This window comes from Pseudorhodobacter sp. W20_MBD10_FR17 (genome assembly GCF_052119765.1).
GTDB lineage: Bacteria > Pseudomonadota > Alphaproteobacteria > Rhodobacterales > Rhodobacteraceae > Pseudorhodobacter.
This window is the reverse complement of sequence record NZ_JBGQOQ010000007.1, coordinates 110,909-127,237: the sequence shown is the minus strand read 5'-3', so window position 1 is coordinate 127,237 and position 16,329 is coordinate 110,909. Positions and strand designations below refer to the sequence as shown.

Here is a 16,329-nt window from a genome sequence, read left to right as displayed (position 1 = left end):
CACCAGCAGGCAAAAAACGAGCCCTCTCATGGGTGGCATGGTGTCGCGCCACTAGCCCAAACGGCGCCGCGCAATCACATCGCCGCCGGTTTTCTCACGGATGCGGGCAATCGCCTCCTCGGCCGGCTCGATCACCGTGGCCATGAACGCGCCGGTCGCATGGATCATCAGCACGCCGTCCAGCATCATGGCCACATGCCCCTTCCAAAACAGCAAATCATTGCGCTGCAACGCGCCCCCCGCAGGGACTTCCTGCCCCAAGGCCTGCTGCATATCGCTGTCGGCAGGGCAATCCATCCCGCAAGCCAGCAGCGCCATCTGCACAAGGCCCGAGCAATCAATGCCGGAATGGCTGTTGCCGCCCCAAAGATACGGCACGCCCAGAAACAGCCCCGCCACCTCGGCCGGGTCGCTGTACCACCGGCCAATCGGCTGCAAATGGCCCGCAGGCACAAAGCCGTGCGGCGTTTCGGCAAAATTACCCTCTTGCCCCACAACCCAGAGCTGGCTGCCAAAGCTGATGCCAAGCGACTGCGGCGCCTCGGCCCGTGGCTCTGAATACAAATGGCTGGCAGGGGCGGCCAGCCAATGGGTCACGCGCGTGGGTTCACACAGCGCGTTTTCGGGCAAATAACCACAATAGCCGTCTTTCACGCTACGGCCAAAAGCAAAACCGTCGACCTGTTCGATCACCTCAAACTTGTCGCCCAACAACAATTGACGTTCACGCATCCCGTCCGGTTCGCCCAACAGATCAACCAACGGCACGGCAATTTCAAATGGTATCGCATCGGCATAATCCGGCGCGTCAACCTGCCCTTGCAGGGAAATGTGCGCAACGCGCGGGTTGGCAAAAGTCAGACGGCGGTCGCTGTGATGCGTGTTTTGCGGAATATCATTCAAAGCTTGGCCCCCAGCATTTGCGGCAAAGCTGTCAAAATGGCCCGCGCGCCCTGACCAACACCACCCTTGGGCCGCGCAGGCGCAGCAACCGGTTGATGGCCGTAAATATCAAAATGCACATAGGCAGGGTTCGCCACAAACCGGCGCAAAAATAGCGCGGCGGTGGTTGACCCCGCAAAGCCACCGCTCGGCGCATTGTCCAAATCCGCAATCCCCGGCTCGATCATCGCCTCATACCCCGGCCAAAGCGGCAAACGCCACACCGGATCACTGGCCTGCGCTCCCGCTTGCGAAAGCGCGGTGGCAAAGCCCTCATCATCCGTGAAAAACGGCGCGAGATCCGGCCCCACCGCCACCCGTGCCGCGCCCGTCAACGTCGCCATAGAAATCACCAAGTCGGCAGGGCTTTCATCGGCCAGCGCCAAGGCATCAGCCAGCACCAACCGCCCTTCGGCATCGGTATTGTTTACCTCAACCGTCAACCCCTTGCGCGAGGTTAGAATATCACGCGGCCGCATCGCCGACCCCGAAATCGCGTTTTCCACCGCAGGCACAAGCACCCGCAAACGCAGCTTCAGCCCCAGCGCCATAATCATATGCGCAAGGCCCAGCACCGTTGCCGCGCCGCCCATATCCTTTTTCATCAGCAACATACCCGCGGCGGGCTTGATATCCAAACCGCCGGTATCAAAGCATACGCCCTTGCCCACCAGCACCAACTGCGGCCCCGCACCGCCCCAACGCATATCCAACAAGCGCGGCGCACGGCTAGATGCCCGACCAACCGCATGGATCATCGGAAAATTCTGCACCAAAAGATCATCGCCCCGCGTCACCGCAACACTGGCGCCATGACGATCGGCCAAGGTCCGAAAGGCCATCTCCAACTCATCCGGCCCCATATCCGACGCCGGCGTGTTAATCAGATCGCGGGTCAAGCATTCGCCTTCGGCCATTGCCAAAAGTCGCGCAGCATCAACCCCTTGGGGTGCCTTCAGGCGTGCCCGTGCCAAACGCACCTTGCTTGGGCGATAGGTATCAAAGCGGTATTGCCCCAAAAGCCATGCCAAAACAGCCTCGTCCAGTGCGCTGCCGGTCAAATCCGTCTCATAATGCCAATCGCCCGCAGGCACAGCCGTCGCCAAAGGCGCCACACCAAACCGACAGCGCGCCCGCGCCACCGCATTTCCATAGCCGACAGCCGCCGCAACGACCTGCCCCGTGGCATCCGGCAGCAGCAACACCGCCCCCAGCGCGCCCTTAAACCCGTTCGCCTCAACCCAGCCACGCACAAGGCCCGACTGCGCGCCCAGCCAATCCGCCAAGCCCGCCTCAGACACAATATGAACTGGCCGCGACAAAGCCGCCGCAGGCGCAAAATCAGGCATCATCAAAACTCCACTCAATCGCGATTGCCGTTCAACCACGCTTAAATGAATCCTAGGGGTTTTTATCCCAGATCATAAACCCCAAAATGCACGACACGGCCCGAAATATTGCCAAACTGCCTAAACCTGCAAATCTAACGCGCCCTTTTCGGTGGCCAAAGACACCTCGGCCACCCGGATCAGCCGCGCCCAAACTGCGGCAAATGCCATCATATCACCGCAGTCCAAACATTCCCGCGCATCAACAGCCACAGCGCCAAAGCTAACCAGCCCCAACTGAACCGCCATGCGTTCTAAACGCAGCAGCTGCCGCGCAATACCGGTCATCTCGCCGCCGCGCACCAACTGCGCCAAACCCGACACTGTCAACGCCAACTCACCCAGTGCGCGGTTCACCACCTCTTCGGCAGCATGCGTCCCCATTGATCGGTAAATCAGCGCAATCGGCTCTGCATCCTGCTGCACCCTGTCTTTCGGTCTAAATTCCATTACAATCGCGCTCATATCCCCAATCCTTCCATTCACACCCACGGGCAGAATGCGCCAAGGTGTTGAACAAAAGGTTGCTGCCAAACACCGAAACTCCTCGAATTTTCCTAAACCGCAGCTTATTAAAAATGGAGCCACCCAAAGGAGCCGATGATGAACCGTGCCAAACTGCTGCCCTCCTACCTAGCCCAGCGCTATTACGGCTGGAAGGCAACCGCTTATGCCGACAATAAGGCATGGTATCGCCGCTTGGCAGAATCGGGCCAGCACCCCCGCGCCATGATCATTTCGTGCTGCGACAGCCGCGTGCATGTCACCTCGATTTTCGGCGCGGATGAGGGCGAATTTTTCATCCACCGCAACATTGCCAACCTTGTGCCGCCCTTTACGCCCGATGGCAAAAACCATGGCACCTCGGCGGCAGTTGAATATGCTGTCACCGCGCTGAAGGTCGCGCATATTGTCGTGCTGGGCCATTCCAACTGCGGTGGCGTCAAAGGCTGTCATGATATGTGTTCAGGCAATGCGCCCGAACTTTTGGAAAGCTCCAGCTTTGTCGGCCGCTGGATGGATATCTTGCGCCCCGGATACGAGCGTGTCGCGCATATCGAGGAAAGCCAACGCGCCCGCGCCTTGGAAAAAGAGGCTGTTCTGGTCAGCCTAGAGAACCTGATGAGCTTTCCATTCGTCAAAGCCGCCGTTGATGACGACCGCCTCACCCTTCACGGCCTCTGGACCGATGTCGGTGAGGGCGGGTTAGAGCAGTACGACACCAGCAAAGGCGTCTTTACCGCCGTCTAACACCCCATAAAACCAACCTAGGGTGCGCAGTCATTGCGCACCCAGTCGCAGTTGGTCGCAGTCAGCGCAACTCTTTCCCCTCGGGCCAGCTCTCACGCGTTACAACCGTAACCTCGCGCACGGCACCGGCTGGCACCGCGACATCCCACGCAAGCACGCCACGTTTGTCGTCGACGTCTTGCTCGGTTGCGGGCGGGTTGGCCGTATAGCTGATCACCAACTCCTCCTGCTCGGAATGGGGGATCACATCCATCACCCGCACGGCCCAATCCTCGGCTGTCAGGTTTTCAACCGACAAAACCGCTGTCTGCTCAATCTGGTTCGACTTGGTGAAAACGCCTCGATCGCCCTCGGCCCGCGCAGGCACCACCCGCTTTAACCGCAGCCCTTCAATCGCGCCAAACCCAAGGCTGGCCTTGGCCCCGGGCGCGATCGTGTCTATTGAAACCTCGCCCACAAACGCCCCGTCACGCATCAGCATCGCAGGGCCCGGCAACAAAATCTGGTCGCTGGTATTGGTAAACGTTGCCATCATATAGGCCGTGGCATCATAGCGCGGAACCGCCTGCGCCTGTGCCATTACAGGCAGAACGACCTCATCCAAGGCCAAGCGCAAATTATCGGCCCCATCGGCAATGCTTACGCTGTCCGGATAGGCATAGCTGACAATATCGCCCTGAAACTGCACCGCGGCCTTGCGGTACGCCTCAACCACCACCGGCGCCTCCATCACCGGCTCGGCCATGCCCATCATTCTGTCGGCAGTATCATAGGCTTGTGCCACAGGCTCTTCGACACGGTGCAAATCCGGCCACAACTGCGACGGGTCCGCCCTGTTACTCGGTTGCGCGGTCGAAACAGTCAGCGCCACACCGGCCCAATCCTCACCCGTATTTTGAGACACCAAAAGCGAGCGGTCGATCACCACCTGCCCCGTTCCTCGGTCCAAGGCGATATCATAAATCGGCATCCATGACGCATTGCCCACATATTGCGTCACCTCAACCTGCATCGGCCCAGCCTGCGTTACCGAAACCGCCAGATTAACCTCTGCATGGTCTTTGGGCCCTGTGCCAAGCGCATCCAACGCTGCCTGCGCACGCGCCTGCACCTCAAACGCGTCTTTCAGTCCCTTTTGTACGGCTGGCAAATCGGCCCTTGCCGCCAAGGCCGCATTCGACGCCGCCAAAACCTCGGCCCCGATCATCTGTGCCGTTGCTTGCAAATTCGCCACCTCGGCCTTGGCATCACCTGCCCCGATCCGGTTTAAATAAGCAATCTGCGCATTGGCCGCATCCACCCGCGCCGTCACGGCATCCAGCGCCAATTGCGCACGACCGCTGGCCAAAACCGCCACCTCCAACGCGGCCTCGGCTGCGATCTGCGCATCGGATTTCACCGCCTCGCGTGGCGCCACACGATCATTGCGCAAGGCATAGGCCCCGATTTGCAGCCCCTCAGACGGCATCAACCGCAAGCTCGCCGCCACTGTGTCCAACGGGAAATCCGTAATCACCACATCATGCTGACCCGCCGTGGCCGAAAATTCCACCAACCGCGTTAGCTTGGCCCCCTGCGGGTAGACCACCACGTCGGTAATCTTGTTAGCAACAAAAATCGTTTCCGCCTGCACCGGCAAAGCAAAGATCAAAAACCCAAAAACCAAACGCATAAAAACCCCCTGAAACATCACGGCAAGCCTACCGCCGACCTGCAAAAACACAAGGGTACAAAGCAAAAGGCCCCCGCCATTCGGCGGGTGCCCTCCTATCCGATCAGCCGAATATCAGCCCTTTTTCAGGCAACGCTGGCCCAGAACTTCGGCAATCTGCACCGCGTTCAATGCCGCACCCTTGCGCAGGTTATCCGACACGCACCACAGGTTGATGCCGTTATCGATTGTGCTGTCTTGACGAATGCGGCTGATAAAAGTCGCATAATCGCCCACGCATTCCACTGGCGTCACATAGCCGCCGTTTTCACGCTTATCGATCACCATGATACCAGGGCTTTCGCGCAAGATGTCACGCGCTTCATGCTCGTCCAAGAATTCCTCAAACTCGATGTTAATCGATTCCGAGTGGCCAACGAACACCGGCACACGCACGCAAGTCGCTGTAACCTTGATGTTTTTGTCCAAAATCTTCTTAGTCTCGGCAACCATTTTCCACTCTTCTTTGGTGGAGCCGTCATCCAAGAACACATCAATATGCGGGATCACGTTAAACGCGATCTGCTTGGTGAATTTCTTTGGCGGCTGGTTATCGGTCGGGTTGTAGATGCTCTTGGTTTGGTCCCACAGCTCATCAATGCCTTCTTTGCCGGCACCCGACACGGATTGATAGGTGCTGACAACAACACGTTTAATCTTGGCGCGGTCATGCAACGGCTTCAACGCCACAACCATCTGCGCGGTTGAACAGTTCGGGTTGGCGATGATGTTTTTCTTGGTGTAACCGTAAATCGCATCGGCATTCACCTCTGGCACGATCAACGGCACATCGGCGTCATAGCGATACAGGCTAGAGTTATCGATAACCACACAGCCCGCCGCAGCAGCCTTTGGCGCATAAATCTTGGTCGCGTCCGAGCCAACAGCAAACAGCGCGATATCCCAGCCCGTAAAGTCATGGGTATCAAGGTCTTTGCATTTCAGGGTCTTGTCACCAAAGCTGATCTCGGTACCCATGGATTTGCGCGACGCAAGCGCCACAATTTCATCCACCGGAAACTCGCGCTCAGCGAGGATATTCAGCATTTCGCGGCCCACGTTACCCGTGGCCCCAACGACAGCGACTCTATAGCCCATCTTGGCCTCCATTTATGCGGTCACCGCGCCATAGCGCAAAGGCGCGGCGGGGGAAAGGCCCACCATACCATGCCTATAAAATAACCCGTCGGGTGGGCTTGGGCGCACCACCCGCAGCTTAATCCGTGCGATCCTCGGCAAACACATACACGGCCAGCCCCAAAATCACCGCCACCGCAAAGAACCCGAAAATTGCCACATACCCCGCCTCGGCACTTACCGCCGTTGCCTTCAAGTGCCCGGTATAAACCTGCGCCAACCCGGTCGCCCCGATCCCGAACAGGTTAAGCAACGTCACCCCCCGCCCCACCAAATGCGGCGGAAAAAACGCGCGGCCATGCGCCATGACCATCGGAAATGACGCCCCAAAAATCCCGACCATCACCAGCATCGCCACCGCAAAAAACACCCCCTGCGCAGGCATCGCCCACAGTGCCACAAGCGCCGCCGCCACAATCGCATTTCCACCGAAAACCAACCATTTCCGCGTGCCCAAAATCCGGTCTAGGGGGCCATAAGCAAAGCTGCCCAATACCATTCCCAGCCCCATCGCCAGCGTCACGCGGCCAATGCCTGCGGTCTCCATCCCGTAAATATCAGCCATATACGGCCCAATCCACAGCCCCCGCAGCGCCCCCGTTGGCAGGTAATTCACCGCCATAACCGGCAAAATCAACCATAGCGCGCGGATCCGCAGAATATCCAGAATACTGCCCCGTACCGCCGTATCCGCCCGCTCGGGGTCGCGCACCGAAACCGCAATCGCCACAGCCACGGCAAGGCTCACCCCCGCCAAAACCCACAGCGACCCACGCCAGCCAAACGCGTCCAAGGCCAAAGCCAAAGGCAACGAGCTGGCAATATTTCCCAACGACCCTACCCCAATCACCAGCCCCGCCAAAGTTCCAAAAACCCGCGCCGAAAACTGCCGTGCAAAGATGTAATAGTTCGCCATCAAAACCGGCGCGCATCCCACCCCGATCAGCCCCATCGCCAGCTTTACCTCAAACCCCGACCCCGCGACCGCAAACAAAGCCGCCCCACCAGCCGCCCCTGTTCCGAACAAAACTGCCGCCGTCCAGCGCGGCCCAAACCGATCCAACGCCACACCAACCGGAATTTGCATCGCCGCAAAGGCCAAAAACCAAAACCCCGAAGCATCGGCCAAATCTGCAGGGCTCAGCCCCAGATCGACCGTCAAAACCGGGCTCATCACCGCCAGAAACGCGCGGTAAAACTGGCTCAGCACATAGGCCAAAACCAAACTGGCAATCCCTACCTTCATCCCCACCCCATTCATCTTGGCAAAAATACCTCCGCCGGAGGCCCCGCCATCAATCCCACGCACCCCATCAAAGAATGCGCCGCGTCAGCGCCGTTTGTGGGGGGCTCAATGCCCCGCACAAACGGCCCCCCCCTTCACGCCAAGGCCAATCCAGCCCGCTGCTCTTTAATCGGCAAATGCACCAGCGCCGAGAACGCGCCGACCCCGATGCCAAGCCACCACACCAACGTATAATTCCCAGTCAAATCATACATTTTTCCACCCAGCCACACGCCAAGGAAGCTCCCCAACTGGTGGCTGAAAAACACAAACCCATACAGCGTGCCCATATAGCGCAGCCCGTACAGATGCGCGACCAAACCGCTCGTCAGGGGCACTGTCGCCAACCACAAAGACCCCATGACCAGCGAAAACACCATCACGCTCGTAGGCGTCATCGGCAGCAAAATGAATGTCGCCGCCGCCACCGTGCGCCCAGCGTAAATGCCTGCCAGTAGGTATTTCTTGGAATACCGCTTGCCCAGCCATCCCGCATAGATCGCGCCGGCAATATTGGCCATGCCGATCACCGAAATCGCAATCGCCCCCAGCGCTGAGGTGCTCGAGATTCCGATCGCGGCCAAATACCCTGCTTGGTTAATCGGCCCACACATCTCGGTAATGAACGCCGGAAAATGCGCCGTAATAAACCCTAACTGATAGCCGCAGGAAAAGAACCCCAGAAAAATCATGATATAGCTCGGGTCTTTGAACGCCCGCACCAACACATGCCCAAGGCTTTCTTGCAGCTCGGCCTTGCCCGCCGTGATCGGCGCGCGCAAAAACGGCAGCGCGAATAGCACGGTCAAAATCAACACCGCAAAGATCAAAAACACCGTTTGCCAGCTATAGGTCTGCAATAAAAACTCAGCCGTCGGCGCGCCGAACACCTGCCCCGCCGACCCCGCCGCCGTGGCGATCCCCAGTGCAAGGCTGCGATTTTCATCCGAACTCGCCCGCCCAACAATCGCCAAAATGACGCCAAAGCCCGTGCCTGCGATACCAAAGCCGACCAAAATTTCCAGCAGCCAATGCTGCCCGGGCGTCACCGCCATCGACGACAGCACTAGCCCCAGTGCGTACAAAATCGCCCCTGCAATAATCGCCCGCCGGTCGCCAAACCGCTCGGCCAGCGCCCCAAAGATCGGCTGTCCCACGCCCCAAGCCAAATTCTGAATGGCAATCGCCATCGAAAAATCGGCCCGCATCCAGCCAAACTCGGCCGCGATTGGGATTTGAAACACGCCAAAACTGGCCCGGATGGCAAAATTCACCATCAAAATGGCACAGCCTGCAATCAAAACAGGCGTAAACAGGTTCAATTTGGGTGCGGTGGTCATGGCAATCTTCCTTAGGCTAAGCCAGAGACCTTTGCGTGGCCCCGCCCTTTTGGTCAATCGCTGAATTGTGTGGGGTGCAATGACGGATTGTGATCCGACACAGAGGTCACCCCAAATAGGCAGCCAATTCCGGCGGCGGGTTGTGCAACAAGGCCTCGGTCGGTTGCGGCGCATGGGCGATACCGCCCGCAACCAAACTTGTTAACGGCGCAAAGGCCAGCGCATCCTTTGGGTCATGCGTCACCATCAACACAATCGCTCCGGTCTCATCCGCCAAAGCGGAAACCAGCCCCAACATTTCCACCTTTAGCGCCGGCCCAAGGGCTGCAAAGGGTTCATCCAGCAACAGGATCGGCTTGTCGCGCAACAACGCCCGCGCCAGCGCCGCGCGGCTTTGCTGCCCCCCCGAAAGCTGTGCAGGTTTGCGCGGGCCGTAACCTGCAAGGCCGGTACGCTCTAGGGCCCCCTCAACCCGCGCATGGTCGGCCTTTGTCAGCCGTAGGTTTGGCGAAATGCCAAGGCCAAGGTTTTGGGCAATCGTCAGGTGCGGAAACAGGTTTTGGTCTTGGAACAGCGTGGTAATGGGCCGCCCACCCGGCTCCAACCGCGTCAGATCGCGCCCTTGCCACAGCACCCGCCCTGCATCGGGCGCCATGAAACCACCGATCAGCGACAGCAAAGTTGATTTCCCCGCCCCCGAAGGCCCGATAATCGCAATCCGCGCGCCTTTTGGCACCTGCCACGCGGCGCTAAGTGCGAAATCATCCATGCGGATCGACAGGTTTTCAAGTGTCAGCATAGCGCCGCCCCCAGTGATCAAATATCCAAAACAGCGCGAAGGACAGCAGCACCAACAGCAGCGCCGCACTCGCCGCCGCCTCCATCCGGTAAGCACCCATCAGCCGTTGCACCAGCAGCGGCAAGGTCGCCTCGCCCTCGCCCGCGAACAGCGCGATAACCCCCAAGTCGCCCATCGACAGTGCGGCCACAAGGCCCGCCGAAAACCCCAAAACCCGCGCGAGCCGTGGCAAAACCACCCAGCGCAGCCACGCCCAGCCGCCCATGCCCAGCGATGCACCCAGCCGGTGGTAATCGGCGTAAAGCGTGCGGGCCTCGGGTGCCAGAATGCGAAACGCAAAGGGCAAAGACAGCGCCGCGTTGATGGTCATTGTAACCGGCAGCGCAAGGCTGGCAGGGCGAAAATAAGGCTGCAATATCAAGAACAAACCGGTGCCCAATACAAGGCTGGATGCCGCCAGTGGCAAGGTTGCGGCCAATGCGGGCCAGCCTTTGCCGCGCGCCGCAGCGAGCGCCAAAACCAGCGCCGCCGCAAGGCTGATCGCGGTTGAGGCCAGCGCAATCGTTAAAGACCGCCCCGCCGCCGCCCAAACCGAAACCGGCAGCCCCGCCATCCCCGGCAGGCCGTTTAACGCAACCGCCAGCAACGGCAACGCGAGGAACATCGCGGCCAGCGCTATCGCCAAAATATCCACCATTTTGTGCCAACCTTTGGGCGCAGAAGGACCGCCCGCGCGCCCTTGGCCCGCGCCAAACCCCGACGGCAGGCTAACCTTTGCGGCCACGACAAACGCCGCCGCACAGAGCGCGAATTGCAGCAAGGCCAGACGCGCCGCCGTTGGCAGATCAAAGTCAAACCGCAATGCCTGATAAATCGCCAGCTCGACCGTCGTCGCCCTTGGCCCACCGCCCAGCGTCAGCGCCACGGCAAAACTTGTCAGGCAAATCACGAAAATCACCAATGCGGCACCGGGCAACACCTCGCGCAGCATCGGCGCCTCGATATGGCGCAGGTTGGCGCAGGGCGCAAACCCAAGGCTGGCAGCAAGGCGAAAACGCTCAGCAGGGATCGCTTGCCAGCCATGCAAGATCATCCGCACTGCCAAGGGCATATTGAAAAATACATGCGCCAAAACCACGCCTTGCAGCCCGTAAATCGAAAACGGCGACAGGCCGACATGCCCAAGCGCGTCATTCACCCAGCCCGCACGGCCAAACACCGCGAGCAAGCCCAGAACGGCCACGATCACCGGCAGAATAAACGGCGCACCCAAGGTGGCAATCAGGGCCGAGCGCCCAAAGAACCGCCGCCGCGCCAAAGCCCGCGCCACCGGCACCGCCAAAACAACCGAAAGCCCTGCCGAAAGCGTGGCTTGCAACAGGGTAAAGCGCAGCGCGGCCAGCTCGGGCGCGCTGAGGGCAACGCCTTGGAAGGTTAGCCCAAGCGCGCCCAACGGGGCCAGCAGTAGCAGCAAAACTGCCCCTGCCAGCCCTGCGGCGGCTAGCGTGAGAGCGCGGTCAGCCATTCATCCAACGCCGGTTTGCGGGCTGTTTGTGCCTCATCCGCCGACATCAACAGCGATTGGGCGGGGGTGATCATTTGGTCGAACCCTTTGGGCAGCCCTTCCGCAAGCGTATGCGCGGGGTACATCCAGTTTGTCGTAGGTATTATGGATTGGAACGCATCCGTTCCCATAAAGGCCAAAAACTGATCGGCCAGTTCGGGCTGCGGTGCGTTGGCCAGTTTACCCGCCACCTCAACCTGCATGTAATGCCCTTCCGAGAACGCCGCCGACGCTTTGCTATCGTCTTCCTCGGCGATCAAGTGGTACGCGGGTGAGGTGGTGTAGGACAGCACCATGTCCGCCTCGCCCGCCGTGAACATGCCATAGGCCTCGGACCAGCCGGGGGTCACGGTGATGATATTATCGGCCAGCGCAGCCCAAATCGCAGGGGCGCGGTCGCCGTAAGCCGCCTTAACCCACAGCAAAAGCCCAAGGCCCGGCGTCGATGAACGTGGGTCTTGGATGACGATCTTCAGGTTGGATGCGGCCAGTTCCTCAAACGAGGTAGGCGGCGTGGCCAGCTTGGTTTTGTCATAGACAAATGCGAAATAGCCCCAGTCATAGGGCAGGAAATTGGGGTCGGCATAGGGCACCGGCAGGTCATTGCCCGCCGTTTGCGCGTGCGGCGCGAACAGGCCGGTGGCCGTTGCTTGCGCGGTCAGATTGGTATCCAACCCCAACACGACCGAGGCATCCGATTTCGCCCCTTCCAGCTGCAGACGCGCCAGCAATTCGGCACCGTCACCTACGGCCGAAAACACCAGATCACAGCCACAAAACGCCTCAAACGCCTTTTCCACCGCTGGGCCGGGGCCCCATTCGGAGGTAAAGCTGTCATAGGTCAGCACGTTCAGCACAGGTAAATCGGCTTGGGCCGCCGAGGCCATAAACGCAAACGCAAGCGCCGCGGGGATAGTTTTTGTCATAAAAATCTCCATATTTCGGTTATTGGCTCAGTGCACGTTGCCATTCGGCCACGGCAGCATCGCGCAGAGCCGCACCTTCGGCCTCGGAATAAAACAGCGATTTCGGCGGCAGGTTCAGCTTGGCAAATTCAGGCGGCATCAAGCTTGGGTTCAGCTTAACCGGAAAACCGAAATTCACGCGGGGGATCATTTCCTGAAACGTCTCGGACAGCACAAAATTCATGAACGCTTGCGCCAGCTCAGGCTGATCGGTGCCTGCGATTTGGCCCACAACTTCGGCGGTGAAATAGTGTCCTTCATCAAAGATCGCAGCGACCTTGGTATAGTCGTTTTCCACGATCATGTGATAGGCGGGCGAGGTAATGTAGGACATCACCAGATCGGCCTCGCCCGATGTGAACAAACCATACGCCTCGGACCAGCCTTTGGTTACGGTCAGGATATGCGGGGCAAGGCGGTGCCAGTAATCTTCGGCCTTGTCGCCATAAACCGATTTGACCCACAGCACCAAGGCCAGCCCTGCCCCCGAAGAGCGCGGGTCTTGGATAACGATCTTCACATTCTCGGGCATCGCGGCCAAGTCTTCAAAACTATGCGGCGGGTTCGTTAATTTAGTGTTGTCATAGATGAACGCCGTGTCGCCATAGTTAAAAGGCAAGAAGACCTCGTCCGTCCATTCCACCGGCAAATTCAGGCTGGCAAGGTCTTGATTATGCGGGCCAAACAGCCCCGTTTCGCGCGCGCGCAGGGTTTCGTCGGTCGAAATACCGATCACCACATCGGCGTCGGTATTCGCACCTTCCAGCATCAGACTGGGGATCAGATCGGTGGTGCGGTACTGCAAATCACAGCCGCAAACCGCCTCAAACGCCTGTTCGATCGCAGGGCCAGGGCCCCATTCTGATGCGAAAGAGGTTGAGGCATAGACCGTCAACACGGGCGTATCCGCCAGCGCAGGGGTCGCCAATAGGGGTAATAGAAAAAGTCGTTTCAGCATGGGTCTCTCCAAAAACGACGGCAAAAAGTCGGGATGGATCATTCCATGCACCTTCCCTCCGCCGGTCTTAACCGGTTCAGGTTCAACGGGTCTTTGGCTTTGGCCAAATCTCAGCCCTGTAAAAGGGCACCCCGAGGTGTTGGTTAACTTAGCGGCCCCAGCGACAGGGGCAAGGGGCTATTGCGCCGAAATCTGGTATTTTGTGCTAACAAGGCCAGACGGAAAGCTGACGGTATGCTGATGGGTAAGGTGAACATCCGACGCCAACGCGCCAAACAGCGGCCGCCCGCTGCCCAGCAACAGCGGCACACGTGTCACAGTGATATCGTCCAAAAGGCCAGCACGCAGAAAAGATTGCAAAAGTTGCCCACCGTCAACATAGACCTTTTGCCAGCCTTCTTCGGCCAGTGCGACCAACAGCTCGGCAGGGTCCATATCACAAATGGCGACCAAATCGGCCAACGCTTCGGGAATATCATCAACCGTCAGGCTTTGGCTCATGATGATAACGGGCAGCGTATAAGGCCAGTGGCCAAAGCCCAGCACCGTCTCAAAGGTGCCACGGCCCATCACGATACCATCCTTATCGGCGATAAACGCGTCATAGCCGTGGTCTTCATCGGCCGCATTAAACGGTTCTAGCCAATCAATACTGCCGTCTGGGCGGGCGATAAAACCGTCAAGACTGGCGGCGACAAAGGCGTGGCAAGTTAGGGGCATGGGGATTGGCCTTGGGTCGATAGGAAAAAGGCCCCACCGTTTCGGGCGGGGCCTTTGTAATGCGTTAGATTAGATCAAACGTGTTTTTTCTTGGGGCCTTTCACAGCCGACCAGATACGTTTGTTTGTCAGGTACAACAGCACCGACAAGATCGTCAAAAAGATCACGGCGGTAAAGCCCGCTTGCTTGCGCGCCATCATCTTTGGTTCGGCTGCCCACATCAGGAAGGCAGAAACGTCTTCGGCCATGTGATGGAGGCTGGCCTCGTGGCCGTCTTGGTATTCAACCAAACCATCCGAAAGCGGAGGCGGCATCGCGATCCAAGTGCCGGGCACGGTGGACACACCATGCTCGTCTTTACAGCTGTCAGGCACACCACCGGCAGAAAACGCCGTGTTGTAGTAGAACCCGTCAACGCCGTCAGGGGCGCAATCAGGGTTTTCCTCATAGTGGGCAAGGACAGAGTAAATATACTCAGGTCCGCCAATACCTTTGAACAACTGGTTAATGCCCAAACCGTATGGACCATGGAAACCGGCCCGCGCCTTGGCCATCAGGCTAAGGTCTGGGGCGTTTGGCAGGCCCGAATGAGGGAAGTGGTCGGTCGGTTTACCCGGACGGTCTTCGCCAGTTTCGGCATCGGTTACAGTGAATTCAGCCGCGTAGGCGCGAACTTGGTCTTCTGGCAAATGTGGCCCGCCCACATCCCCAAGGGTGCGGATTGGGACAAACTTCATGCCGTGGCATGCCGAACACACCTCGGTATAAACCTGAAGCCCGCGTTGCAGCTGGTGCTCATCATAGGTGCCAAATGGCCCTTCAAAGCTGAACGGCACGTCGGTCACATGACCACCGCCGCCCGCTGCATAGGCCGAACCGGCCCCCATCACGAGGGCAGAAACGGCGCTGATTGCGATTTTACGAAACATAATCATCAGTTCCTTTTCCCTCACTCGGCCGGATCGGCGTAGTGCGATTTGAAGTCTTCCTCAATCGTCGCTGGCGCGGCCAACGGCTTTTCGATCACGCCCAACAGTGGCAAAATCACGAGGAAATAGGCGAACCAGTAGGCAGACGCGATCAGCGAGATCCAGTCATACGGGAACTCGGCAGGCTGCGCGCCAACCCACATCAGCACCACAAAGTCGATGCTCAGCAATACGAACCACATCTTGAACATCGGGCGGTAACGGCCCGAACGTACCGAAGACGTATCCAGCCAAGGTGCCAGCGCCATAACAGCAATCGCACCAAACATCGCCAACACACCAAAGAACTTGGCGTCAACGATACCGAAGGTCACAAAGCTGGTCAGCTGCACAACCCAAACATCGGCGGTAAACGCACGCAGAATGGCGTAGAACGGCAAGAAGTACCATTCTGGCACAATATGCGCAGGAGTCGAAAGCGCGTTCGCCTCGATATAGTTATCAGGGTGGCCAAGGAAGTTTGGCATGAAGCCAACAATCGCAAAGAAAATCACCATAATCACGGCCAGCGCGAACAGGTCTTTCATCACGAAGTAAGGCCAGAAGGGCAATGTGTCTTTCTCGGCTTCGGCTTTCGACGTGCGGCGCACTTCAACACCGGTCGGGTTGTTGTTGCCGGTCGAATGGAAAGCCCAGATGTGAATCGCAACCAAAGCGGCGATCACGAAAGGCAGAAGATAGTGCAAGCTGAAGAAACGGTTCAGCGTGGCGTTATCAACGGCTGGGCCGCCCAACAACCAAGTCTGGATCGATTCGCCAATGCCCGGAATAGCGCCGAACAGGCCGGTAATAACCGTCGCACCCCAAAAGGACATTTGGCCCCAAGGCAGAACGTAACCCATAAACGCCGTGCCCATCATGCACAGGTAGATGATCATGCCGATGATCCACGTAATCTCACGCGGGGCTTTGTACGAACCGTAGTACAAGCCGCGGAAGATGTGCAGATAGACAGCAACAAAGAACAGCGACGCGCCGTTTGCGTGCAGATAGCGCAGCATATAGCCGCCGTTTACGTCACGCATGATGTGCTCAACGCTTGCAAAGGCAAGGCTGACATGCGGCGTATAGTGCATCGCCAAAACGATGCCCGTCGCGATTTGCAACACCAGACAGAATGTCAAGACGATGCCCCAGATCCACATCCAGTTCAGGTTCTTGGGTGTGGGGATCATCAATGTGTCGTAGAGCAGCCCGACAATTGGCAGGCGCTTGTGAAGCCATTTTTCTGGGCCCGTTTTGGGCTCGTAATGGTCGTGCGGAATTCCGGCCATGATATT

Annotated in this window: 15 protein-coding genes and 1 riboswitch; of the genes, 1 reads left to right on the top strand and 14 read right to left on the bottom strand. The window is 58.6% G+C overall.

Features of this window, described 5'->3' with window-relative positions:
- Positions 1–51 precede the first annotated feature (51 nt).
- From ACEN2J_RS06845 to ACEN2J_RS06835, 3 genes are all read right to left on the bottom strand, one after another.
- Positions 52–903, bottom strand: a complete 852-nt coding sequence (locus tag ACEN2J_RS06845) for a C40 family peptidase (protein ID WP_442104361.1) — start codon at positions 901–903, stop codon at positions 52–54.
- The gene (locus ACEN2J_RS06840) at positions 900–2,291 is read right to left on the bottom strand and encodes a leucyl aminopeptidase family protein (protein WP_442104438.1); all 1,392 of its coding nucleotides are present in this window, start codon (positions 2,289–2,291) and stop codon (positions 900–902) included. Before ACEN2J_RS06840 ends, ACEN2J_RS06845 begins: the two co-directional genes overlap by 4 nt.
- A gap of 120 nt (positions 2,292–2,411) precedes the next feature.
- A complete protein-coding gene (locus ACEN2J_RS06835; RefSeq protein ID WP_442104360.1) occupies positions 2,412–2,795 on the bottom strand; it encodes a hypothetical protein in 384 nt (127 codons plus the stop codon).
- Positions 2,796–2,933: 138 nt separating this feature from the next.
- Here ACEN2J_RS06835 and ACEN2J_RS06830 point away from each other — a divergent pair, with 138 nt between their 5' ends.
- Positions 2,934–3,581, top strand: coding sequence for a carbonic anhydrase (locus ACEN2J_RS06830; RefSeq protein ID WP_442104359.1), 648 nt, complete (start codon positions 2,934–2,936; stop codon positions 3,579–3,581).
- Between the two features lie 61 nt (positions 3,582–3,642).
- Here the strand turns inward: ACEN2J_RS06830 and ACEN2J_RS06825 are convergent, their stop codons facing one another.
- From ACEN2J_RS06825 to petB, 11 genes are all read right to left on the bottom strand, one after another.
- On the bottom strand, positions 3,643–5,253 hold the full coding sequence (locus tag ACEN2J_RS06825) for a DUF4139 domain-containing protein (protein ID WP_442104357.1): 1,611 nt from the start codon (positions 5,251–5,253) through the stop codon (positions 3,643–3,645).
- Between the two features lie 114 nt (positions 5,254–5,367).
- Positions 5,368–6,390 carry an aspartate-semialdehyde dehydrogenase gene (locus tag ACEN2J_RS06820; protein WP_442104355.1) on the bottom strand — a complete coding sequence of 341 codons (1,023 nt, stop codon included), beginning with the start codon at positions 6,388–6,390 and terminating at the stop codon, positions 5,368–5,370.
- A 118-nt stretch (positions 6,391–6,508) separates the two neighbouring features.
- The gene (locus ACEN2J_RS06815; protein WP_442104353.1) at positions 6,509–7,675 is read right to left on the bottom strand and encodes an MFS transporter; all 1,167 of its coding nucleotides are present in this window, start codon (positions 7,673–7,675) and stop codon (positions 6,509–6,511) included.
- A gap of 134 nt (positions 7,676–7,809) precedes the next feature.
- Complete coding sequence (locus ACEN2J_RS06810; protein WP_442104351.1) at positions 7,810–9,054, bottom strand: MFS transporter; 1,245 nt, start codon at positions 9,052–9,054, stop codon at positions 7,810–7,812.
- 106 nt (positions 9,055–9,160) lie between these two features.
- Entirely contained in the window at positions 9,161–9,853 is a 693-nt protein-coding gene (locus ACEN2J_RS06805) for a thiamine ABC transporter ATP-binding protein (RefSeq protein ID WP_442104349.1), read from the bottom strand.
- On the bottom strand, positions 9,840–11,378 hold the full coding sequence (locus tag ACEN2J_RS06800; protein WP_442104347.1) for a thiamine/thiamine pyrophosphate ABC transporter permease ThiP: 1,539 nt from the start codon (positions 11,376–11,378) through the stop codon (positions 9,840–9,842). Before ACEN2J_RS06800 ends, ACEN2J_RS06805 begins: the two co-directional genes overlap by 14 nt.
- Positions 11,354–12,343 (bottom strand): thiamine ABC transporter substrate binding subunit, encoded by a 990-nt coding sequence (gene thiB, locus ACEN2J_RS06795; protein WP_442104346.1) that lies wholly within the window; start codon positions 12,341–12,343, stop codon positions 11,354–11,356. The genes ACEN2J_RS06800 and thiB overlap by 25 nt, the downstream gene beginning before the upstream one ends.
- A gap of 19 nt (positions 12,344–12,362) precedes the next feature.
- Complete coding sequence (locus tag ACEN2J_RS06790; protein WP_442104344.1) at positions 12,363–13,340, bottom strand: thiamine ABC transporter substrate-binding protein; 978 nt, start codon at positions 13,338–13,340, stop codon at positions 12,363–12,365.
- Between the two features lie 36 nt (positions 13,341–13,376).
- Positions 13,377–13,484: riboswitch (TPP riboswitch) on the bottom strand.
- 33 nt (positions 13,485–13,517) lie between these two features.
- Positions 13,518–14,060 carry a dihydrofolate reductase family protein gene (locus ACEN2J_RS06785; protein ID WP_442104342.1) on the bottom strand — a complete coding sequence of 181 codons (543 nt, stop codon included), beginning with the start codon at positions 14,058–14,060 and terminating at the stop codon, positions 13,518–13,520.
- 74 nt (positions 14,061–14,134) lie between these two features.
- Positions 14,135–14,989, bottom strand: coding sequence for a cytochrome c1 (locus ACEN2J_RS06780; protein ID WP_442104341.1), 855 nt, complete (start codon positions 14,987–14,989; stop codon positions 14,135–14,137).
- A gap of 20 nt (positions 14,990–15,009) precedes the next feature.
- On the bottom strand, positions 15,010–16,323 hold the full coding sequence (gene petB / locus ACEN2J_RS06775; protein WP_442104340.1) for a cytochrome b: 1,314 nt from the start codon (positions 16,321–16,323) through the stop codon (positions 15,010–15,012).
- Between the last annotated feature and the right edge of the window lie 6 nt (positions 16,324–16,329).